The sequence below is a fragment of the Streptomyces violaceoruber genome (genome assembly GCF_033406955.1).
GTDB classification, from domain to species: Bacteria; Actinomycetota; Actinomycetes; order Streptomycetales; family Streptomycetaceae; genus Streptomyces; species Streptomyces violaceoruber.
Window position 1 is genome coordinate 8556603 of sequence record NZ_CP137734.1, and the last position, 21533, is coordinate 8578135.

The 21533-nt window shown below is 68.5% G+C and carries 15 protein-coding genes and 6 pseudogenes; 13 read left to right on the plus strand and 8 right to left on the minus strand.

The genetic code is table 11. The features are described 5' to 3' along the window. The first annotated feature begins 78 nt into the window (after positions 1-78). Entirely contained in the window at positions 79-600 is a 522-nt protein-coding gene (locus R2E43_RS38530) for a hypothetical protein (protein ID WP_332057076.1), read from the plus strand. Positions 601-841: 241 nt separating this feature from the next. Here R2E43_RS38530 and R2E43_RS38535 read toward each other — a convergent pair whose 3' ends face one another. Then, positions 842-2365 carry a glycoside hydrolase family 43 protein gene (locus tag R2E43_RS38535; RefSeq protein ID WP_332057077.1) on the minus strand — a complete coding sequence of 508 codons (1524 nt, stop codon included), beginning with the start codon at positions 2363-2365 and terminating at the stop codon, positions 842-844. Positions 2366-2678: 313 nt separating this feature from the next. Further along, a complete protein-coding gene (locus tag R2E43_RS38540) occupies positions 2679-3371 on the minus strand; it encodes an SDR family oxidoreductase (RefSeq protein ID WP_003978761.1) in 693 nt (230 codons plus the stop codon). Positions 3372-3487: 116 nt separating this feature from the next. Between R2E43_RS38540 and R2E43_RS38545 the strand changes: the two genes are divergently transcribed. Together R2E43_RS38545 and R2E43_RS38550 are read left to right on the plus strand one after the other, a co-directional pair. Next, positions 3488-4054 carry a TetR/AcrR family transcriptional regulator gene (locus R2E43_RS38545; RefSeq protein WP_106517247.1) on the plus strand — a complete coding sequence of 189 codons (567 nt, stop codon included), beginning with the start codon at positions 3488-3490 and terminating at the stop codon, positions 4052-4054. A gap of 188 nt (positions 4055-4242) precedes the next feature. Beyond that, positions 4243-5056 (plus strand): annotated as a pseudogene (locus R2E43_RS38550) (IS5 family transposase); the annotation flags it as partial. A gap of 590 nt (positions 5057-5646) precedes the next feature. Here R2E43_RS38550 and R2E43_RS38555 read toward each other — a convergent pair. Then, on the minus strand, positions 5647-6399 hold the full coding sequence (locus R2E43_RS38555; RefSeq protein WP_332057078.1) for an SDR family NAD(P)-dependent oxidoreductase: 753 nt from the start codon (positions 6397-6399) through the stop codon (positions 5647-5649). Positions 6400-6585: 186 nt separating this feature from the next. Between R2E43_RS38555 and R2E43_RS38560 the strand changes: the two genes are divergently transcribed. Further along, positions 6586-7425 carry a helix-turn-helix transcriptional regulator gene (locus R2E43_RS38560; protein ID WP_332057079.1) on the plus strand — a complete coding sequence of 280 codons (840 nt, stop codon included), beginning with the start codon at positions 6586-6588 and terminating at the stop codon, positions 7423-7425. Beyond that, positions 7415-7556 (plus strand): annotated as a pseudogene (locus tag R2E43_RS38565) (IS5/IS1182 family transposase); the annotation flags it as partial. The gene R2E43_RS38560 and the pseudogene R2E43_RS38565, both read left to right, overlap by 11 nt. Positions 7557-7581: 25 nt before the next feature. On the opposite strand, the gene R2E43_RS38570 reads toward R2E43_RS38565, so the two are convergent. Next, positions 7582-7794, minus strand: coding sequence for a hypothetical protein (locus R2E43_RS38570; protein ID WP_189285312.1), 213 nt, complete (start codon positions 7792-7794; stop codon positions 7582-7584). 465 nt (positions 7795-8259) lie between these two features. Between R2E43_RS38570 and R2E43_RS38575 the strand changes: the two genes are divergently transcribed. Then, a complete protein-coding gene (locus R2E43_RS38575; protein WP_332057080.1) occupies positions 8260-8985 on the plus strand; it encodes a glycoside hydrolase family 11 protein in 726 nt (241 codons plus the stop codon). Positions 8986-9578: 593 nt separating this feature from the next. Here R2E43_RS38575 and R2E43_RS38580 read toward each other — a convergent pair. Together R2E43_RS38580 and R2E43_RS38585 are read right to left on the minus strand one after the other, a co-directional pair. Further along, the gene (locus R2E43_RS38580) at positions 9579-10250 is read right to left on the minus strand and encodes a pyridoxamine 5'-phosphate oxidase family protein (protein WP_003978773.1); all 672 of its coding nucleotides are present in this window, start codon (positions 10248-10250) and stop codon (positions 9579-9581) included. Beyond that, positions 10247-11422 (minus strand): globin domain-containing protein, encoded by a 1176-nt coding sequence (locus R2E43_RS38585; RefSeq protein ID WP_332057081.1) that lies wholly within the window; start codon positions 11420-11422, stop codon positions 10247-10249. The genes R2E43_RS38580 and R2E43_RS38585 overlap by 4 nt, the downstream gene beginning before the upstream one ends. Positions 11423-12636: 1214 nt before the next feature. Between R2E43_RS38585 and R2E43_RS38590 the strand changes: the two genes are divergently transcribed. Next, positions 12637-13356, plus strand: a complete 720-nt coding sequence (locus tag R2E43_RS38590) for a DUF2625 domain-containing protein (RefSeq protein WP_319130575.1) — start codon at positions 12637-12639, stop codon at positions 13354-13356. Between the two features lie 15 nt (positions 13357-13371). On the opposite strand, the pseudogene R2E43_RS38595 reads toward R2E43_RS38590, so the two are convergent. Further along, positions 13372-14156, minus strand: a pseudogene (locus R2E43_RS38595) (IS5 family transposase); the annotation flags it as partial. Positions 14157-14604: 448 nt separating this feature from the next. Between R2E43_RS38595 and R2E43_RS38600 the strand changes: the two are divergent. The 4 genes and pseudogenes from R2E43_RS38600 to R2E43_RS38620 form a co-directional block, all read left to right on the plus strand. Then, positions 14605-14925, plus strand: a complete 321-nt coding sequence (locus R2E43_RS38600; protein ID WP_093455259.1) for a hypothetical protein — start codon at positions 14605-14607, stop codon at positions 14923-14925. A 154-nt stretch (positions 14926-15079) separates the two neighbouring features. After that, positions 15080-16901 (plus strand): annotated as a pseudogene (locus tag R2E43_RS39080) (IS481 family transposase). Between the two features lie 63 nt (positions 16902-16964). Continuing rightward, a pseudogene (locus R2E43_RS38615) lies at positions 16965-17282 on the plus strand (transposase family protein); the annotation flags it as partial. Positions 17283-17504: 222 nt separating this feature from the next. Next, positions 17505-17720 (plus strand): annotated as a pseudogene (locus R2E43_RS38620) (IS5/IS1182 family transposase); the annotation flags it as partial. Between the two features lie 91 nt (positions 17721-17811). On the opposite strand, the gene R2E43_RS38625 reads toward R2E43_RS38620, so the two are convergent. After that, complete coding sequence (locus R2E43_RS38625) at positions 17812-18789, minus strand: LysR family transcriptional regulator (RefSeq protein WP_030871049.1); 978 nt, start codon at positions 18787-18789, stop codon at positions 17812-17814. A 39-nt stretch (positions 18790-18828) separates the two neighbouring features. Between R2E43_RS38625 and R2E43_RS38630 the strand changes: the two genes are divergently transcribed. Then, positions 18829-19788 carry a serine hydrolase gene (locus R2E43_RS38630; RefSeq protein ID WP_030871052.1) on the plus strand — a complete coding sequence of 320 codons (960 nt, stop codon included), beginning with the start codon at positions 18829-18831 and terminating at the stop codon, positions 19786-19788. Positions 19789-19871: 83 nt separating this feature from the next. Next, positions 19872-20921, plus strand: coding sequence for an MBL fold metallo-hydrolase (locus R2E43_RS38635; protein WP_030871054.1), 1050 nt, complete (start codon positions 19872-19874; stop codon positions 20919-20921). Positions 20922-21533: the final 612 nt, after the last annotated feature.

Consider the following 21533-nt stretch of genomic DNA (forward strand, 5'->3'; position numbering starts at 1 on the left):
AGGCGGTGATCGTTCAGCTGTCGGGCGCTGGATCGGTGCCCGGAACGACCCGTTCACCACTGCAAGGAGCACCGCCCCATGTCTGTCTCGCGTACCGCCCGGCGCGCCGTCCTCACCGCGGCCGTGGTCTGCGTCTCCACGCTGGCCGTCCCCTCCACCGCACAGGCCGCTCCGCTGCCGCCCGCATGTCAGGAAGCGCTGCTCGAAACACTCGACAAGTTCCCCGTCGTGGACTTCACGGTCCCGGACAAGGTCAAGAACACCATGACGGCCCAGGTGTTGGGGATGAGCGAGGCCGACCAGGCAGTGTTCACCGAGGTGGCGTGCGCGGCCTGGAACACCTGGGCGACCCAGAACGGCCAGGCGGTCGCGACCGACCTGGACAGCCGCTACCGGAACGCCGCCGGACCCGTGTGCAACAAGTTCGCCAGGTCCGCACTGGCGACGATCAAGAAGCACGCCCCCAATGTCCCGGCCGAGACCCGGGACATGGAAAGGGTGGCCAAGACGGTCTGGCGCGACTCCATGGAGAAGCTGGCCGCGGACGCCACCAACGCCGACTGTCGTACGGCCTACAACGCGGTGAAGGCCGGCTGGTAGCCGGGCGGCGCCTCTCATTCGGGTCTGTGCAGGCCCCAAGCCCGCGGTAGCGGCACTCGGTGCTGGAACCGCGGGCCTTGTGCGCAAGGGATCCCTTCGGCTGCCGCCTGGACTGCCTTGACGGCGAGACCGTCTGCGCACAGGTACTGACCGGCCCCGACACCGACTCACTCGAAGCGGCGAGCGAGTACCTCGCCGCCCGGCTCCGATGTAGGAACAGGCGGACGGCCGTTCATGGGCCTCACACAGACGGCGTCGGGACGTACTCGAACCAGTCGAAGGCGACCGTGCCCTCGGTGGCGTACATGCCGATCACACGGCCGGTGAAGCCGCAGGCGACCTCGGTGGACAGGTAGCGTCCGTCCAGTTCGGCGAGGGGTCGGGCGTCCGGGGTGTCGGGGTCGCCGAGCCCGAAGGCGATGGTGTCGGGCCCGGTGGTCCCGCCGTCGGTGAGTTCGGGTGACGCGCGAACGAGGTCCGACGTGCGGATCGTCACGGTGAGGTGCTGTGGCCCGGCCGGGACCGGTCGACGGGCCACGGTCTGGCGCAGCGGCCCGATCCGGGCGACGACACGGACTTCCCCGTCCCCTGCCTCCACCTCGTAGTGGTGGGCCTCGTCCAGGCGCACGCAGAGACCACCGCGTCCTGTGCCCGGGTCGATCAGCGCGGTGACGCGGCAGTCGTGGTGCTGCTGGCGCCGTCCGACGAAGGTGTAGCCGGGGCGGTCGAGGGTTGGGCCGGTGGCGCCGAGGAGCAGCCAGCCGGGCCGCTCGGTGAGCGACCAGGAGCCCTCGTGGCGGGTGAACGGTGAGATCCAGTGCGGTGCGAGGGAGTGCTTGTCGAAGTCGTCGCGGGTGGGCGGGGCCGGGACGGGGTGCCAGGCGCCGCCCGGGGCGGCATGGCTCACGGGAACGGGCGCGAGGAGGGGCCATCCGTCCGCGTCCCACTCCACCGGGGTCAGGAACGTCTCGCGGCCGAGCACGTGCACGTCGGGCGTGAAGCCGCGGGGGCGGACACCGAGCAGTACCATCCACCAGCTGCCGTCGGGAGCCTCCACCAGGTCCGCGTGGCCCGTGTTCTGGATGGGGCGGGGGGTGCCGCTGTGGGACAGCAGGGGGTTGGAGGGTGCGCCTTGCCAGGGGCCGCGCGGCGAGCGGCTGCGGGCCACGGACACGCTGTGACCGCGTTCCGTGCCGCCTTCCGCGATCAGCAGGTACCACCAGTCGCCGATGCGGTAGAGGTGCGGCGCCTCGGGGTACTTGAGGCCGCTGCCCGACCAGGTGACGAAGGGCTGCTCCAGCACTGTGCCCTCGACCGGGTCGATCCTGGCCATGTTGATGCCCCCCTCGGGGCCGGAGAAGGCACACCAGCAGGTGCCGTCCTCCTCCCACGCCAGGTCGGGATCGATGCCGGGCAGGTCGATCCACACGGGATCGCTCCAGGGGCCTTCGGGGCGCCGGGCCGAGACGACGAAGTTGCCGCCACCGTCGATGTTGGTGTTGATGACCCAGTAGCGGCCGTCGTGGTGCCGGATGGTCGGGGCGTAGAGGCCGCCGGACGCCTTGGCGCCGGGGACGGGCAGCGGCAGTTGCCCGGGCCGGTCGAGCACGTTGCCGATCTGCTCCCAGTGCACGAGGTCCTTGCTGTGGAAGAGCGGAAGCCCGGGAAAGTACTCGAAGCTGGAGCAGACCAGGTAGTAGTCGTCACCGACCCGGCACACACTCGGATCGGGGTGGAACCCGCTGATCACCGGATTGTCGTACATGCGCACGGAAGTGTCGTCCCTTCGAGCCGCCGGGTGCCGTGAGTCTAACGATCTCTTCCGACCCGCTCACAGCAGACGTCACACGCGACCCGCATCCGACAGGCACCGTTCAACTCGCCCTGTTCCACCAGTTGCTGCGTCCGTTTCAGTAGTGGCCCACGACACGGAACTGCTCGGGGCAGCGCTCGCGTCCGAGCACGCCGCACCCAGTACTGAACGAAGCGACCTCGGTCGTGGGGGAGGGCGGGTCGGGTGCCAGGTCCTCGGTCAGCTGGACGTCGGTGCCGGTCGCGCCGGGGTGAGGGGGCTGGCGTCAGTCGGCGTTCGGTTGGGGTGCCGCGGCCAGACTCTGCTTGACGTGCCGGCTGGTCTCGTCGGCGAGGACCTCGGGCAGGCCGGTCTCGATGCCGTACAGGGCCTGGGCTGCGACTTCGCCGGCGTCGACCTTTTGGCCGGCGGGCACATCGGCAGCCATGTCGGTGTCCATGTAGCCGACGTGCAGCGCCGAGACGGCGATTCCGCGGGGAGCCAGCTCGTCGCGCGTCGCACCGGTCAGAGCCCAGGCGGCGGCCTTGGACGCGGCGTAGGAACCGAGCCCTGCCGGGTGGAACCAGGACAGGGCGGAAAGGACGTTGAGTACCGCTCCGCCGCCGTTGGCCTCGATGACGGGGGCGAAGGACCGGGTCGTGGCGAGCGGGCCGAAGTAGTTGGTCTCCATGTCCCGGCGTACCTCGGTCATGTCGCCTCCGAGCAGTGTCGCGCCGGTGGAGATGCCCGCGTTGTTGATCAGAAGTGTCGTGTCGGACGCCACGCGCGTGGCCTCTCGTATAGACGCCTCGTCCGTGACGTCCAGCAGTAGCGGGATGACGCCAGGTACGTCCACCGTCTCGGGGCGCCGGGCCGCGCCGTACACCTTGGCGCCGCGCTCGACGAGCTGGGCGGCCAGATGTCGACCGAAGCCCCGGTTGGCGCCGGTGACGACCGCGACCGCGTTCTTCAGTTCCATGTCTGCTCCTACGTTCTGGCAGGGGCCATTGGGCCACCCGCCTGTATTAGATTATGACTCCAATCTAAACGACGGGCTACGATAGATGCCAGTCGACATCTAAACGGGAGCTGGTCATGGGCCGCGTATCGCAGGCGCAGGCGGAGGAAAACCGCAGGCGGGTGGTGGACACCGCATCCCGGCTGTTCCGAGAGCATGGCACCCACGTGAGCGTCACCGACCTGATGAAGGCCGCCGGTCTGACCCACGGCGCCTTCTACAAGCAGTTCGCCTCCAAGGAGGCGCTCGTCGACGAGGCCACCGCGCACGCCTTCGCCGAGCTCGCCCAGGGGTACAGCACCGGGCTCGAGCGGCACGACGGGCAGCGCGTCGCCGCCCAGCGAGCGCTGATCGACGCCTACCTCTCCGTGGAGCACCGCGACGCCCCGGCGGACGGCTGCCCGGTCGCCGCGCTCGCCACCGACATCGCGCGGGAGGGCGGGGGCGAGGGACGTGAGGCCCGTCGCGTCTACGCCGAGGGGGTGGCCGACTTCGCCCAGTTCCTGGCCCGTGACGACCATGACGGCCTCGTTCGTCTCTGTACGCTGTTCGGTGCGCTGGTCCTGTCCCGGGCCACCAAGGGGCTCCCGATCTCCGGCGAGATCCTCGCTGCCGCGCACACGGCCGTGACCGAAGAAGGCTGATCGACCCGATTCCGGGCGCCCCGGACGGCCTCACTGCCGAAAGTCCCGCGCCGAACGTGACGGGCCCACGCTGCACGGGAAGGCGTCGGCGCTGCTGTGCTCCTTGCCCTCTGATCGCCGGCACTAACTGGCTCTGACAAAGGCTGCTGATCATGAGAATCTCGGCCTGCTGTCCCGTGAGTCTGGTTATGGGAAACCGTCAGTCGCGGCCGAGGGTCGTGTCGGATGAACTGTGGTCGCTGGTCGAGCCGTTGCTGCCGAAGCCGGGTCCGAAGAAGGCCGAGGGCAGACCGCGGGTGCCGGACCGGCAGGCCCTGTCCGGGATTCTCTTCGTCCTGCACACCGGCATCCAGTGGGAGTGCTTGCCCCAGGAGCTCGGCTTCGGCTCGGGCACGACCTGCTGGGGACGCCTTGCGGCGGCCTGGAACGAGGCCGGTGTCTGGGACCAGTTGCACGTGTTGCTGCCGGAGAAGCTGCGGTCGAAGAACTGGCTGGACTGGGAGCGGGCGGTGATCGACTCCTCGCACGTGCGGGCCGCCCGGCGGGGCCCAAAAGCGGTCCCAGCCCGGTCGACCGCGCACGGCCGGGCAGCAAGCACCGTCTCATCGTCGACGGACAGGGCGTCCCGCTCGCGGTGTCGCCGACCGGCGGCAACCGCGGGCGACGTCACCCAGCTCCAGCCGCTGGTCGACAAGATCCCTGCCGTCGCCGGATAGGTCGGCAGACCCCGCCGGCGCCCCGACGCTCTGCTGGCCGACCGTGGCTACGACCCCCGACAAGTACCGCCGCCTGCTCTGGCAACGAGGCATCCGCCCCGTGATCGCGAAGCGGGGCGAGCCGCACGGCACCGGCCTGGGCACCTTCCGCTACGTCGTCGAGCGAACGATCGCCTGGCTCCGCGGCTTCCGCCGCCTGCGCATCCGCTGGGAACGACGCGACGACATCCACGAAGCATTCCTTGGCCTCGCCGTCTGCCTGATCACCCACCGCCACGTCCGACGCCTTCGTCAGGACCTCTTAGCCCTCTCTACTCGTTGTCCCCTCGCCGTCCTAGGGGCGTTTGCCCGGTGCCGGGGTCGCGGCAATGAAGTCGGCGCTCAGTACGTCCGCGTAGGGGGCCAACCCCTCGTGGGAGGCGACCACGGCGCGCACGTACCGGTTGATCGTGTCGGAGCGGGCCAGGCGAGCGCCCCGGGCCCGGTTGGAAGACCCGGTCAGCAGCGCGCCCCGAGAGAGGTGGGTGTCGTGAGCGGGGCTGATGACACGGCCGGTGAGCGGGTCGGGCTCGAACGTCCCGGCGACGGTGCACCCGACGTAGACGTCCAGGGTGCGAGTTCGGTGTCGACCCCGGCGGCGACGCCAGAGCGAGCAGAAGCTCAGACGGCGGAGACCATCACGGCCCGGGTGGCTCGGGCTGCGTTCTCGTGCTCGTCAAAGATCCACGCCCCGATGTTGGCCCGTGCGCAGGTGTGAGGATCGAGTCCGTCGCCGGGGTCGCACCAGTTGAGCCAGGAGGTGGTCCCGGCGCGGTAGGGGCGGCGGGCCTCGGCGGAGAAACGACGGCCCTGAGAGGTGTCAGACCTGGCCCGGTGTCAGACCTGGCCGTAACCACCGTCGACCTGGTAATCGGCGCCGTTGACATGGGAGGCCGCGTCCGAGGCGACAAAGGAGATCACGGCGGCGACCTCTTCCGCGGTACCGGCCCGGGTCATCGGGGTCCCGGTGCCCATCGTGGCGATGAGCGCCTCGCGTTCCTCGGCGGTGGCGGCCAGCTGCGCGATACGGGGCGTATCTGTCGGGCCTGGGCTCACCACGTTCACCCGGATCCCGCGTGGGGTCAGCTCAAGGGCCCAGGTACGGGCGAGAGCGCGGACCCCGGCCTTGGAAGCCGCGTAGAGACTCCGCCCGCGCGACGCCTTGTGAGCGGCCATCGAGCCGGTGAGGACGATGACACCACCGTCCGCCAGTAGCGGCAACGCCTTCTGGACGGCCATGATCGTGCCGGTGATGTTGACGTCGAAGACCGTCCTGATGACGTCCTCGGTGATGGTTCCCAGCGGTGCGGTCGCGATGGCCGCCGCGTTGACGACCAGCACGTCCAGCCGGCCGCTGCGCCGCTTCACCTGCGCGAAGAGTCGGCCGAGGTCGTCGGTCGAGCGCGAGTCGGCCCGCACCCCGATGACATCACCCGGTATGTCCGCGGCCGCCGCCGTCGCGGCGTCCTGGTCCCGTCCCGTGATGTAGACGGTGCCGCCCCCTTCGGCGATCTTCCGCGCGGTGGCATGCCCGATGCCGGCACTTCCACCCGTCACGACCGCGACCTTGTTGTGAAATGCGTTGCTCATGGAACTCGTCGTCCGTTCATCTGGGTAGCCGTCCTTGGGGAACGTCGTGCAAGACGTCCCGAAAGAGTCCTGAGGAACACAGGCGATACGAGCCTGCGCCTGGTGCTGACACCGGTGCCAGAAGCCTGGTGATACTGGTACTGGCAGCACCAGGCCGACGCCTCCAGGCTCTGGCACAGTGGACCTGTGCCGACAAACACGAACCGGGCCGAACTACGGGATTTCCTGCGCTCACGACGCGCACGGGTCTCACCCGAGGACGTCGGCATACCCGCGACAGTCCGTCGACGCACCCCCGGACTGCGCCGCGAGGAGGTCGCCCAGCTGGCCGGTGTCGGCATCACCTGGTACACGTGGCTGGAGCAGTGGCGGCCGATCAACGTCAGCTCCCAGGTGCTCGACGCGGTGGCCCGCACGCTGATTCTGGATGCCGCCGAGCGCGACCACCTCTACCGTCTGGCCGAGGTCCCCCAGCCCCCGGTCATCAGCGATCCGCCGACCGAGCTCCCCGGCCACCTCGACACCGTCCTGGAAGCCCTGGACCCGTTGCCCGCCATGCTGGTCGACGCCCGCACCGACGTGCTGCGCTGGAACCGCGCATACGCGGCCCTGCACCCCGCTCTGGTCAGTGCTCCGCCCGGCAAGCGCAACACCCTCTGGCAGCTCTTCGCGGCACCGGAGGGGCAGCCCCGCATCGTCAACCGCGACGAGCAGGCGCCCGAGGCCGTGGCAGGGTTCCGCTATCGCTACAGCCAGAACGCGGGTGACCCGCGGTGGCAGGACTTCGTCACCCGTCTGCGCACCGCCAGCCCGCTGTTCTCTCGGCTCTGGGCCACGCACGACGTTGCTCCACCGCACCTGTGCGACAAGCACTACGACATCACGGGGATCGGCGAAGTGATCCTGCGTGCCACCAGCATGGAACTGACCGACCACCCCGGCGTCCGCCTCGTCGTCCAGACCCCCGCCGACAGACGCAGCCGCGAGAACATCGACCGTCTGCTACGCCGGGCGACGCACCTGTGACGAATGGACCGAGGCCCGGGTATGGGCCAAGCTCCACCGCCTTGGTCCTGGACGAACTCGGCGCACGCAGCAGACCGGACCGGTCGTGGTGCGCGATCGACTTCGTCAGCGTCCGGACCCTCAAAGGGAGGTGAACGCCGGCGTCTCGGCAGCGGATCACCACACTCCCTGGCAGTACTGCCGAGCCGTACCGTCACCACCCGCACGCCAGACCTTCCAGCCAGGCACACCGCACCGCCAGGTGAGCAGGCCGGGATCGACCACGGCGGCACCGTGCGACGCGGCCAGGGTTACAGCCTGCGCGTCAGCACCATCCAGGCGATCCACCGCCAGATGCTCGCCCGCTGCCAGCCCCTCGACGGCGGCCACGGCACCCCGACTGTCCCGGCACAGCGCAAGGCCCGCCGCGAGTACGAGAACGCGTCAGCGCGCTCTAAACGCACCGCCTGTCTCGCCGTGCCTGTCTCCCGGCTGCCGACTCGACTCCTAAGGTCGTCGAAAGTTTCGAACATTGTGCGTGTGATTGCGTATTTCCCTTCCTGTTCCTCTTCTCGTTGCTCACGATGCTTCGGGCGCGAGGTGCTGTGACCATGTAGTTCGTGTTAGCTAAGGCCTCCGCCCGCGAAGGGAAGGTTTCCGAAAGGCTGTCGAAACTGTTGACAGGGTCATGGCGTCCTACGAAAACTGTGGCCACCGAACGACAGGAAGGCCGTCGGTCCGCTCGCGACATGTGACCGGTCGCGGCGTGACGACCGGGCGGCCCGGCCATGGTTCGGGCAAGGCCGCGGGCGGCAGAAGCCGCCCGCCCCCCACCAGCCTTCATCAGGAGAACGCATGCAGCAGGACGGCACACAGCAGGACCGGATCAAGCAGAGTCCCGCCCCTCTCAACGGAATGAGCCGACGAGGCTTCCTCGGTGGCGCCGGCACCCTCGCGCTCGCTACCGCGTCCGGGCTGCTGCTGCCCGGCACAGCCCACGCCGCCACTACCATCACCACCAACCAGACTGGCACCGACGGCATGTACTACTCGTTCTGGACCGACGGCGGCGGCTCCGTCTCCATGACGCTCAACGGTGGCGGCAGCTATGGCACCCAGTGGACCAACTGCGGCAACTTCGTCGCCGGCAAGGGCTGGAGTACCGGCGGACGCCGGACGGTCCGCTACAACGGCTACTTCAACCCGTCGGGCAACGGCTACGGCTGCCTCTACGGCTGGACCTCGAACCCGCTGGTGGAGTACTACATCGTCGACAACTGGGGCAGTTACCGGCCCACCGGTACGTACAAGGGCACCGTCTCCAGTGACGGAGGCACCTACGACATCTACCAGACGACCCGGTACAACGCCCCCTCCGTGGAAGGCACCAAGACCTTCCAGCAGTACTGGAGTGTCCGGCAGTCGAAGGTGACCAGTGGCTCCGGCACCATCACCACCGGCAACCATTTCGACGCCTGGGCGCGCGTGGGCATGAACATGGGCCAGTTCAGGTACTACATGATCATGGCCACTGAGGGCTATCAGAGCAGTGGAAGCTCGAACATCACGGTCAGCGGTTGACCTCTGGCCGGTGGACGACGGGTTGTGGGCCCCGTCTACGTGGCGGGGCCCACAACTGTGGTCGCATTGCTGGGAATCGGCAGGCTGTCCCGCCATCTGGGGCCCAGCGTTGGTTGCTGCCGTAGGAGTAGGTGTAGGGCCGGTCCCAGCACCGGTGTCAACGGGGGCCAGTGACTCTGGTGTCCGGCACGCCCAGTCCTCTACTACGTTGTAGACGTCGTACCAGAGCTTGGCGGACGGGTCGGCGGCGAGATGTCGAACCGACCCCGCTGCGGCTCGGTGGCGTCGATCTGCATCTCGTTTCTCTTCGCTCCAACTGCTCCCGAACCAGTATGAGTTCACCGCCCAGCGGCCGCTGTGCACCCGGCCAGGCCAGCCATACGTGCACCGCGAGGGCGCCCACGTATGGCGACGGCCTCCACGAGGCGAACGGCCCCATGCATCCCCACCGTGCACACCCGCGCGAGCGCCGAGGCGGTGAGGGTGACCACCAGCGCGGGGCCGCCTTCGCGGGCGGCGACAGTCGGGATCCCGCGGGCGTCCAGCGGTGGGCCGAGCACGGGAGCGAAGCTGTCGTCGGACTGGCGGATGGATCAGGGGCGGATCCGCAGACGGTCGCGCCACGATGGGCGGCCGGCTTCGGCGCCGGCCGGTTCGGAGGCCTGATGGACCGGAAGGGGCTCCGGGAAGTACGCGCTGTCCTTGGGGCGGCTTCGCTGCGTGGCCGAGCGGGGGCGTGGAGCCGGCTCGAGGTGGGGGATGTGCTTGGAGCAGTGGACGTAAGCCTCCTCGACGGTGAGGTGCACCCACAGGTGAGGCTGGCGGCCGGGCGCGGTTTCGGTCGGCAGCAGCGGGTACCACGCGCGGATCTCGTGATCCGTGTACAGCCGGACCGTTCCGTTCACGTGCAACCCTATGTGGTCATGGGTGAAGTCCATGAACAGCATGCCGAGCTGGGGATTCTCGGTCATGTTGCCCGCACTGGCCAGAACGCCGTTGCCCCGGTACTCGGGGTACGTCAGCGAGCGGTCGTCCAGGGAGACGCAGAAACCGGGCGGCCCGGCGCGGAAGCTGGCGTCGCAGGCTCCTCGCGAGTCCGCGGTCGACAGGAACACCATGTTCTGCCGGGCTATGAACTCCCGCATGGCAGGGGTCAGGTAAGGGTGCACCTGTCGGTCGTAGAAGACGGCCGCCCGGTCGGTGGTGCCGAGCTGCTGCTGCAGCAGGTGTTCTCCGGAAGAGCCCGGTGTCTCGGGGCCGTTCACAGCTGGTCGTCCTCCTCGTCGGGCGGAGGCGGTCCCAAAGGTGCGGTCAGCACAGGGGTGTCCCAGGGGTCGTAGTGAATGTGGCGAGGCGGGACACCGTGGCGCCGCAGGGCGTGCACGGCCCCGCTCAGCATTTGCGGTGGGCCGCACAGATACGCCTCGTGCCGGTACCAGGGGCCGAATTCCGCCAATACCTCGGGCAGGGTGCCTTCCAGGCCCGGGATGCGCTCATCGGAGACCGCCGCCCGGACGCGCAGCCAGTGGTAGCGCTGGGACATGCGCAGCATGTCATCGAGTCCGTACAGTTCGTTCGCCGTTCTGGCGCCGATGAACAGACTGACTTCACGTGCGTCGCCGATACTGCCCTGGGCCACCTCTTCGATCAGGGCGCGAATCGGGGCGAGGCCGGTGCCGCCGGCCACGAAGAGCAGGTCCCGCTGGCGGGTTGGACGCAAGACCATGTCGCCCTCCGGCGGGCCGAGTCGGACAGGGTCTCCCGGACGAGCGTGGTGGACGAGCGCGTTGCTGACCTTTCCCTCGCGCACGGCTCGCACGTGGAAGGTCAGTTCGGAATTGGGACGCGGGGCGTTCGCGGGGGAGTACTGACGCCACTGCCTCGGTGCCCACGGCGTCTCGATGCTCACGTACTGGCCCGCCACGAACGGGTACGGCTGGTGGGGCCGGACCGTGATCTCGGCTATTCCGTGCCCCCGGTGGACATGCCCGACGATGTGCGCGTCCCATACGGCTGGGCGGCTACGGGCGTCCTCTTCCGCGGCCCGGACCATCACGTCCGCGGCTGCCGTGTAGGCGCGCTGCCATGCCGTCGCCAGTGCCGGATGCCATGCCGGGCCCGCGAAGTGGGAAAGGGCCTGCAGCAGGCATTCGCCGACAGCAGGATAATGGCTGCTCTGCGTGCCGAACTTGCGATGGCCGCGTCCCAGGCGGGAGCAGAACGCCACGAGGTTGTCGGGGTCGTCGACCAGCTCCACAATGCGCAGCAGTGCGCGCACCAGACGTTCCCGCTGGACATCGAGCTCCGCCGGAAACAAATCCCTGACCTGGGGGTAACGCGAGAACAGGATGCTGTAGAAGTGCGCTGCCAGCTCGGACACATGGGGAGTGACAACTGTCAGGCTGGCCCGTACCAGCGCGACGTCCTCGTCAGTCACAGAGGCCGGGGCGGCTGCGATGCGAGCGGGTGCAGCGAGGTGGGCCGCGTTGGCCCCGCTCCAATCGTCTGCCGGGGTGGTCGGTCTGTCGGGGTGGGAGCTCTGGTGCATGAACTCGAACCTGCCCGTCACCGTCCGCTCCAGCCCTGTTCGGTTGCCGAAAGAGCACAGACCCGAAGACCGGACGCCTCTGGCAAGGCTCGAACCCCCTCCCCTCCGTCGTCCGCCGCTCGTTCTCGCACGCCGACCAGGAGGCGCGGCGCGTGCGAGTCGCGGCGCGCTCTTCGGGCACTTCCCGGTGCCAGGCGATGTCTGCCCGAAGAGGTCCGGGCCCGGGTCCGGGTCGGGGAAGTGCCCGTGGGGGCGGGGGTGGCGGCGAGAACGAACCGCGGGACCGCCGACCGTTTCCCCGCCGGTTTGACGTCAGGGCCTACGGGGTCGACGTCGCAACCATGCGATATGGATCCGACATGGGAGACGCCAGTGCGCCGGGGAGCGCTGTGCAGGGAACTCACGTACCTTCTTCTCTCCACGTCGGCACTTCTCGGCACAAGCGGTGCGACGTTGTCGGACACTGGACAAACCTCTGGGAGTCAAGCGCATGTGTGCAGATGCGTACGCCGACAACCCAGTTGCCTGCGACAGGTAACCGTCAGGCGCCCGTCACCCTAGCGTCCGAAGACTGTGTCCAACGACTCAGGAGGGCCCCGGAGGACGGTCTGTGGGGGTAATTGGGCCGTAGGGTGATATGCGCACTCTGAACAGGTGCGGAGTGCCGCGCGCGCCTGCTCTTTACGCCGTCGTACCACGTCGGAATGCCGGCAGCCCCGCTCCGGGAGGTCCGACGGAGCATTCCGGTCCACTGGCACATCATCTGCCCTGGAAGGATTGCTGCGGCATATACGGGAAGGGGCGCTGTAATGGTCCTTCGTCCCACCTTTTGCCCCAGACCCGGAGGTCGGCCTCAAGGGCTTCCGAGTTCTTGCGGGCACCGGGGCGGCTCGCCAATCGCAGTGAAGTGCACCTCGAAACGGTGGCGACGTCGAAGACTGCGAACAAGGGGTGGTCAGGCCGTTGCGCACATAGTCGTGCGTACGTTGCTCAGGCATGCCTGGCATCACGGGCAGCACTGGCTAAGACGTCATCTCGATAGGTGGGGGTCATCGAAGCGCCCTTCCGGTTGGGGCGCCACGCGGGGGTGCGACGATGCGGGCATGCGTGAGTTGAACCAGCTGATCGACGTCGAGGAACCGGCCTGGCCAGAGCTCAGAGAGACTCTCGGCGGTGGGTCAGTACCTGTCGAGGTGCTGCCGGCCGATACCGACGTGGCCAGGACATCGCTTCTTCAGCTGCAGGTGACGGCCAGGTCGTATCTGGGTGCAGTGGTGCTGCACTGCGGCGGTCTCGTGGTGGACAACGGGTGGGTGCGGGTCTTCGGTAGCCCGTTGGAGGGGGCGGTGCCGAGTCTGGCCCAGGTCAATCAGTTCCCGGGAGCGTTCGACTCCGCCTGGCAACCCGATGCCGGTCTGGTGGTGGCGCATGACGTGTTGGGTGGCGTCTTCGCTGTCAACGGCGGAGCTCTCGCCCGCGCCGGCCGCCCCGGGGCACCCGGTGAGATCGTCTACTTCGCCCCGGATTCGCTTCGCTGGGAGGCACTGGGGGCCGGCCACTCGGCGTGGCTGGCCTGGCTGGTTTCCGGGGCGCTCGCTGAGTTCTATACGGATCTGCGCTGGACCGGATGGCAGGACGAGGTCCGGGCGTTGAAGAGCGATCAGGGACTGTCGCTGTTTCCACCGTTGTGGTCCGCCGAGGCGCGCCAGGACATCTCCGCGACCAGTCGTCGCGCCGTGCCCATGGCGGAGTTGCTCGGTGTCGCCCGCGACTCGTGCCGAGAGTTCGATGGAGCTGACCCGGGCCTTCTCGGCGCCGTGTGAACCGGTCACCCGGCCCAGCCGGCGGAAACAGATCAAGGCAACGGCGATTCCGGCGAAGGCCAGGAAGTGCTCGGCCTTGCGCTCGTAGCGGCGGTGCAGGCGACGGCAGCCGGCCAGCCACGCCACCGTCCGCTCCACGGTCCAACGGTGACGGCCAAGCCGCTGAGAGGATTCAATACCCCTGCGGGCGATGCGCGGGGTGATATTCCGGGATCGGAGCCATCCGCGCAGGTGGCCGTAGTCATACCCCTTGTCGGCATGGAGCTTGGCGGGCCGACGGCGACGTGGCCCGCGCCGGGAGCAGATCGGCGGGATGCCGCGCACTAAGGGTTCCATACCTTGGCTGTCGTGGGTGTTCGCGGCGGAGACACCGATCGAGAGGGGCAGACCGGTCCGCTCAGTGATCAAGTGGATCTTCGAGCCCTTCTTGCCACGATCTACGGGATTCGGACCCGTCAGATCCCCCCTTTCGCCGCCCGCATGTTCACCGAGTCGATCGCGCAGCGCGACCAGTCCAGCTCGCCGACGGCACCGAGCTCGTCCAGCACCAGGCGGTGGACCTTGCCCCAGACCCGGGCCCGGCTCCACTCGGTGAACCGCCGGTGCGCGGTCGGCCCGGACGGGCCGAAGCCCGGCGGCAGTTGGCGCCACGTGCAGCCGGTCGTGGCCACGAACACGATGGCCGCCAGCACCTGCCGGTCCCCATACCGGCCTCGGCCGCCTTGGGGGCGTACCGGAGCAGCCGGAACCACCCGCTCGAACAACTCCCACAACCCGTCCGGCACCAGACGCTCCACCATCGCCATCACGGTCGCCAGCCTAGTGATCAAGCCAGTTGAGACGACCTCTAAGGGTGTCCGAAACCTGGCGCGATGTTGGCCGCTTGGGTCGGCCCGTGCCGGCGTGTGAGGATCCGCCTGTGGTGTGTGATGTGTGCGGACGGTCGATGTGGTGTTGCGTCACTGCACAGATGATCACCGCCGTCCTCACCTTCATGCACGTCCGGCTGACCTGCAAAGCCCTCTGCTCTGTGCCCCTCGGGGCTGTCCGTAACTGCTGGTCACTAGCGGGACGACCTTGGGACATCTGGCATGATCACGGTTTCGGAGCTGGCCTGGATTGTCCCGTTCGCTAGAGAACCAGGGCCCAAGGCGACCACATGTCCTCACTGCTGCCTACGATGTGGGCATGCCATCGTCTGGGAGCGCTCCGGAAAGCCGCCGAGGGGCAGGAGGATCGACTGGCCTGGTGCCTGCACGAGCGGATCGGATCATCACAGCACTGTCGTGGTGGTGGGCATCTGCGCCCCTCCTTCTGTTCATCCCGGCGATCGCGTATGCGGTGGGGTTGCCGGACGTACGACGAGAGGTCGGCTGGGCGTTCGGCCTGCTGGCGCTGCTCACTGCCGCGCTCGCGCCGACAGCGGGCTTGGTGGCAGCTCAGATCGGGGACCGGCGAGAGGCACGCGGACGATTCCTGATCATGGCCGCGGTGTCCAGTGTGCCGATTCTTTTCTTCTTGCTCTTCGGAGTGCTGTTCCCCGAGTGCCCGGATGGGCACCACTGCTAAAGGATGCCCTTTGATCGCTGGTCACAAGTCAGATGATCTTGCGGTTCTGCTTGTCGGTGTGAGGTCTCAGGAGATGCTTGACCGTTTGTGCTCAGGACGTGGGTGACACGTTCGGTTGGACGTCCGCCGTCTCCCGTCCCTCGGTGGGGCGGAGGTGCTTCGGTCGGAGGTCGTGGATGTACAGCAACTGGCCGAGTACCGCTACCGGACCGTCCGCGAGGTGCTCGGCGGGTCACCGATCGGGGAGGTCGCCGCCCGGTACGGCACCTCGCGTCAGACTCTGCACACCTGGCGCCGGAGGTTCGTGCTGGAGGGTATGCCAGGCCTGTTGGACCGATCCCGGCGCCCGCGGAACAGCCCCGCGGGCCTGTCTGCCGAGATGGAGGCCGAGATCTGCGAGCTGCGCCGCCGGCATCTGCGGTGGGGTGCCCGCCGGATCGCCCATGAACTCTCCGTCCGCGGGCTGGAGTCGGCGCCGTCGCGGGCCACGGTCCACCGGGTGCTGTCCCGCAACGGCCTGGTCCGCGCCCAGGAACAGCAGCATCCGCGCAAGTACCGCCGGTGGCAGCGCGAGGCGCCCATGCACCTGTGGCAGATGGACCTGGTCGGCGGTGTGCCGCTGGCCGACGGACGGGAATGCAAGATGGTCACCGGCATCGATGACCACTCCCGGTTCGTCGTGATCGCTTCCGTCGTGGCCGTGCCCAGCGCCCGCGCCGTGTGCTCGGCCTTCGCAGCCGCGATGCGCCGCTACGGCGTGCCCTTCGAAGTGCTGACGGACAACGGCAAGCAGTTCACCGGCCGGCACCAACGGCCGCAGCCGGTGGAAGTGCTCTTCGAGCGTATCTGCCGGGAGAACGGCATCACCCAGCGGTTGACCAAGCCGCGGTCACCCACCACCACGGGCAAGATCGAACGTTCTCACCGCACCCTGCGCGAGGAGTTCCTCGATCACGTCGTGCCGTTCGAGTCGCTGGCTGCGGCCCAGCAAGCGATCGACGGCTGAGTACAGGCCTACAACCACCAGCGCCCGCACCAGGCCCTGAACACGGCCACCCCCGATCAGCCTCTTCCGGCCCCACACTGCCGTCCGCCTCCGCGGTGATGATGAAAATCTTGAACAGACAGCGCCGGAGCCGGAGTTGTCCATCGAGGTCGTCGAACCGCCCGCCCTGCCGCCGCAGGGCACTGCGGTCGAGTTCAAAGTGCGGGTGCCACCCAGCGGCGAGATCACCCTGGTCACGGGCAGGCAGCGGGTGGGCATCCACCAAGCACTGGCCGGCAGGACGCTGACGGTCTGGGCGAACCACCGCAGCGTCCACTTCCTACTCGACGGGCACCCCGTCACCACGGTCCCGTCCCGGCTGCGACCGGAGGATCTCGCCTACCTGACCATGCGCTACGGCGCCCGTCCGGCCGGTCCCGAGCCCGCACCCGCCGCCCTGCCCAGGGCCCGCAGCGGCACGGCCATCCTCGCCGCCGGTGAACCGGTCGAGGTCGACCGCAAGGTCCATCGTGACGGGCTCGTCCGCTTGGCCAGCGGCCGTTACCAGGTCGGATTCGCCCTCGCCAGCCGCACGATCACTCTCCGCCTCGACGGGCACCTCATGCACGCCATCGCCGACGACGCCCTAACGGGGACGTGGCCCTGCCCGGTTCCAGCCGACCGTCTGGGGCAGATCGAAGTGCCACGGACGGGGACGTCCCCTCTGCCGCCTCCGCCCCTGCCAGCCGGTGCCTTCCGGGCCCAGCGAAAGGTGCATGCGAGCGGCCGCTTCATGATCAACGGTCAGTTCATCAAGCTCGGTCCGCGGCATGCGGGAAAGCTCGTCACCGTCGTCATCGAGGACACTCACTACCAGAGCCTGCACGGCGAGGACGAACTCGCCGTCCGGCCGCGCAAGAATCGCGAGCCGATCACCAGGCTCTACGTCAAAGGCATGGGCACCCAGCAGGGACCGTCAAGGATCTCCTGACGACAAACCGTCAAGGAACTCCTGAGACCTCACACCGACAGCTGATGTGATCACGCATCGGAGCTGTCCTGGACAGCCCCGTTCACCGGGCTGAGCCCACGCTGTTCCTGGAAGCTCGTGACCGTGCTGCGGCGCCAGGGTGCGGTGCGGTCCGCAAGGGGCGGCCACGGAGCCTTCCGCTGGAGGACCGGGCACCACGGGTCGTGGCTTACTGGCGTACAAACCTGACGATGCACCAGCTCAGCCCGCTACTCGGGGGTATCCAAGTCGGCAGCGGACGGCATCATCAACCGCCTCGGGCCGATGCTCGCCCTGCAGCCTCGCAAGCGGTTCGCCAAGGACGCAGTGCTCATCATGGACGGCACTCTGGCCCCTACTAGGGGGTGTCGTTTAGATCTTGCCGGGGTCGCGGGGTCTGGCACGCGCATCTGGGGGCGTTGTCGTCGGTTGCCAACTCCCCGACGCTCGACTGCGCTCGCGCGGGGGGACCCCATCGCGTTGTCGCCCTCCTCCGCCTTGCAGCTGGACGCACCAGACCCCGCTCGGGTCGGCCACAAGGCACCGTCGGTCGCGGCCGGCCTGCTCCAAACCACACCCCCTAGCGACTACGCCATCGCCGAACACTCGAAGAACTATCGGTACTCCACCAACCACCGGGTCCTTGTCGACGCCGATACCCGGCTCGTCGTCGTGACCGGCCGGCCCATGCCTGGGAACCGCAACAACTGCAAGGCATGGGAGGAAGCCGGCGCCAATGCCGCCGTCGGCAGAACACTCACGATCGCCGACGACTGGAAGAAGGCACACAACAAGTCCCACCCATTTCGGGCCAAGTGCAGCCAGGGTGATCGTCTCGACCGCAGCAAAAGCCCAGGAAAGCATCCCCGGTCATCCACGGAGTCGAGAACGCCTACCAGCGCCACGTTGCTTCGTCATACACCACTGCCCAAGGCCGGGGCGACCCTGTCTCCGCGGGCGCGCCGTCGTCGCCGTGCAGGGTCGCCGTACGGTCGCGGGCGAGTACGTCGGCTGCGAGCTCGGCGAAGTGAGGGGCGGCCGGGTGGGAGGATCGGACGGCCGACCAGACCGCGCTGGTCCGCTGGATGAGAGGGCGGCCTGACAGTGGCCGCCAGACGACACGCGGCTCCTTGCCGGCCACCGCCTCCTGGCCGAAGGCGATGCCGTGCCCCGCGCTGACCAGGGCCAACAGAAGCTCGGGGCGTGAGGCATGCCGCAGTCCGGTGGGAACGAAGCCCCCGGTCCGGCAGGTGTCCAGAATCCGGTCGTACCAGCCAGGGGCCTGCTCACGGGGAAGGAGCACGAGGTCTTGACCGGCCAGATGGGCGAGTGGGACCTCCGGGAGCTGGGCCAGCGGTGAGATGCGGGGCAGGACGACGCCGAGTTCCACGGACACCTCCGGACCCATGCGGAGCCCTGTGATGTCCACGGGCTGGTGGACGAGGCCGACATCGAGCCCGCCGGACGCGATCAGCCGCAGTTGCTCGCCGGTGGTGATCTCCTGGAGATCGACGGACATGCCCGGATAGTGTTCCGCACATGCGCCGAGCAGCAGCGACAGCGTGGCAACCATCGTGCCGGGGGGTATGCCCGCGCGCAGGGTCCCCAGTTCGCCATCTCCGGCGCGGCGGGCCAGCGTCCGCAGCCGCTTTTCTCCGGTCAGCAGTGAACGGGCCTCATCCAGCAACACGGCGCCTGCGGGCGTCAGTTTGACCTGTCGGCGCGACCGGTCGAACAATTCGGCGCCGAGCTCCGTCTCCAGCCTGCGCACCGCCTGGCTGAGAGGCGGCTGGGCCATGCCAAGCTGGTCGGCGGCCCGGCTGAAGTGCAGCTCTTCGGCAACGGCGACAAAGATGCGCAGGTGGCGCAAGAGATCCACAGCCAGCGAGCTTACGTGAGGGGCGAAGCGATGGTCGAGGACCGGATACATGAGGCCTTCGCGGGGGCGGGAGCCGAGGGGTTGTTGCACGCGGTTCCCATCGGCGGGAAGCCGGGCTGTGATGAGGTGACGGTCGGCAGGTGTTCAGCAGGCGACACGGCGGCCGTGGGTGAGCGGGCGGCAGTCGACGAGGTTGCTGTTGGCGCTGATGAGCCCGTCGTGATCGCCTCAATCTTCAAGGTGTTGCTGGTCCTCGAGTTCGCGCGCCAGGTCACCGCCGGCCAGCTCGACCCCCGTGCACGGGTCCGGGTCACGGCCGGTGACCGGCTCGGTGGCTGGGGTACGGCCGGTTGTGCGGACGATGTCGAACTGTCCCTGCGCGACCTGGCCCTCTTCGCGATCTCGGTGAGCGACAACTCGGCGGCGGACCTGCTGCTGGCGCAGGTCGGTCTGGACACGGTACGGCTCCTGGTCGAAGAGCTCCGCCTCGAACGGACCCGGATCGTGGGCGGTCCTCGCGATGTGCTGCAATCGATGCTCAGCGAGGTCGGCGCACGCGACGAGAGCGAGTTCGCCCTCCGCTACCCGGCGCTTCCGGAGGCCCGCAAAAGACGGATGAGCGTGCTGGACCCCTCGCGGACCAACGCCAGCACGCCCCGTGAGATCACCCGGCTGCTGCGCCTCATCTGGTGCGACGAGGCGGGCCCACCGCAAGCCTGTGCGTGGGTACGGGAACTGATGTCCCGGCAGGTGTTCCGGCACAGGCTGGTGTCGGGATTCCCTGACGAGGTGACAGTCGCGGCGAAGACCGGAACCCTTCCCGGCCTTCACATGGAGGCGGGAGTCGTCCGGTATCCCGACGGCAGCCGCTACGCGGTCTCCGTCTTCGCCCGCACGCGGGAACTGGCCTCATCACGTACGGCCGTCGACGCGGCGATCGGCACAGCGGCGCGAATCGCTGTCGACTTCCTCCACCGTCGCGGCAGCTGACCTGGTCCCATACGAGTATGCATATGAGAGCGCGTACATCTCGATCTTGGACCGTAGCGGGTGTCTCCTGATCTCCTGGCCGCATGAGCGACGACACAGACGCACCCCGCCCGAAGCGGCGCATCCAGGATCTCGGCCGGCGCACGGTGCTGCGCGGCGCCGCGTTCGGCGCGGCCGCCCCGCTTCTCGCCTCCCCCGCTCACGCCACCGCCAGCGACACCGCCACGACGCGCAGGGCCTCCCTGGCTGGTTCGCCGTCCTTCCGCTGGCTGGGCACGTCCGGCTGGCGCATCGACGTCGAGGAGCGGACAGTACTCTTCGACCCGTACATCACCCGGTTCAAGACCGGCCTGTTTGACGGGAACTTCAAACCAGGGACGAAGCTGAGGTCCGATCCTGAGCTGGTGCGGGAGCGTATCGGCCGCCCTGAAATCGTCCTGGTCAGCCACTCCCACTGGGACCACATCGCCGACGTGCCGTACATAGCCAAGACCACCGGTGCCCGGATCGTCGGCACCGAGACCACGTTCCACCTGCTGGTCGCGTTCGGCGTCGACCCCGGGCAGATCTCGGTGGTCAAGGGCGGTGAGGTGCTGGACTTCGACGGGATCACGGTCGAGGTCGTATCGAGCCTGCACAGCCGCAACAAGCGGCACACCTACTTCGCGCCGGGAACGTTGAACGCGCCACCGCCGACGGCCCCCCGTATCATCTCCGACCTGCCGGAGGGCGACACGCTCGCCTACCAGGTGACGACCGGCAGCGCCGGACCCTCAGCCTTTCTGATGGGCGCCAGCGACTTCTCCGAACGAGCGGTCCAGGGGCTGAGCCCCGACCTCGCGATGATCGCGGTGCCGTCCAGCGCCTCGACGTCCCGCTACGTGCCCCGGCTGCTGAGAGCACTCGGACAGCCCGGCGTCGTCGTACCCGTCCACTGGGACAACTTCGAGGAGCCCTTGAGCGAAACACCGCGCCGGGACCCCGCGATGGACCTGGACGCCTTCGTCGCACTGGTGCACCAGGAGACCCCGATGAGCCGGATCGTTGTCCCGGACTACCACACGACCTACGGCGGAGACATGCGGCCGAAGCCGCGCCCCGTTCCGAAGAACGGAGACCACCGGCTGCCGTGAAACGACTTCCCCTGCGGCATGCGGTCCGATGCGGCCAGACAAGGGTGATATGCAACCCAGTCGGCCAGCACACGGTCAGCGAAGCCGCTTCAAGCTGTATGAGATGTACGCCCGCCCCCTCGACTGACACGCCCAACAGCCCAAAAGCCAGAGCCAGGGACAGCGGGTGCGCCTTCGTCGTGCGTGAGAGCGGAGACACCAGTCCGACCCGATCCGGCCCTGCACGCCTCGTCACATCTGGCAGCGGACCTGTTCAGGGTCGGGCCGGGGGCGCCAGGTCGGGCCCTGCCTGGAACTCGAATCCTGACGGCTGCCTCCCTACCGGCCTTCCGCGCCAGTCCCGTCCTCCTGCCGCGGTCAGGCTGCTGTCGTGTTCGCAGGGTCGGCCCTGCCGACGAGACCTCTGACGGCGGGCCCCTGACGGTCCTTGGCCCGTGGCTCAGGACCGTCAGGCGGAGGCGGAAGTGTCCGAGAAGACGCCCCCTACTGCGCCGCCCGTTCCGGGCAGCCGCCCATATCTCTGATACATGCATAGGTCTGGAGAAGGACGGATTCCGTGCGCAGCTCGCCCGCTACGCCGACGGCCGGGTCCTCCCGCGCTCCCGCGCGGGC

What these genes read in the sequence shown, in the direction of transcription:
- R2E43_RS38635 (WP_030871054.1), top strand. Translation starts at nt 19,872, where the DNA reads ATGAGCGACGACACAGACGCACCCCGCCCGAAGCGGCGCATCCAGGAT.
- R2E43_RS38630 (WP_030871052.1), top strand. Translation starts at nt 18,829, where the DNA reads ATGGTCGAGGACCGGATACATGAGGCCTTCGCGGGGGCGGGAGCCGAG.
- R2E43_RS38590 (WP_319130575.1), top strand. Translation starts at nt 12,637, where the DNA reads ATGCGTGAGTTGAACCAGCTGATCGACGTCGAGGAACCGGCCTGGCCA.
- R2E43_RS38530 (WP_332057076.1), top strand. Translation starts at nt 79, where the DNA reads ATGTCTGTCTCGCGTACCGCCCGGCGCGCCGTCCTCACCGCGGCCGTG.
- R2E43_RS38535 (WP_332057077.1), bottom strand. Translation starts at nt 2,365, where the DNA reads ATGTACGACAATCCGGTGATCAGCGGGTTCCACCCCGATCCGAGTGTG.
- R2E43_RS38540 (WP_003978761.1), bottom strand. Translation starts at nt 3,371, where the DNA reads ATGGAACTGAAGAACGCGGTCGCGGTCGTCACCGGCGCCAACCGGGGC.
- R2E43_RS38545 (WP_106517247.1), top strand. Translation starts at nt 3,488, where the DNA reads ATGGGCCGCGTATCGCAGGCGCAGGCGGAGGAAAACCGCAGGCGGGTG.
- R2E43_RS38575 (WP_332057080.1), top strand. Translation starts at nt 8,260, where the DNA reads ATGCAGCAGGACGGCACACAGCAGGACCGGATCAAGCAGAGTCCCGCC.
- R2E43_RS38555 (WP_332057078.1), bottom strand. Translation starts at nt 6,399, where the DNA reads ATGAGCAACGCATTTCACAACAAGGTCGCGGTCGTGACGGGTGGAAGT.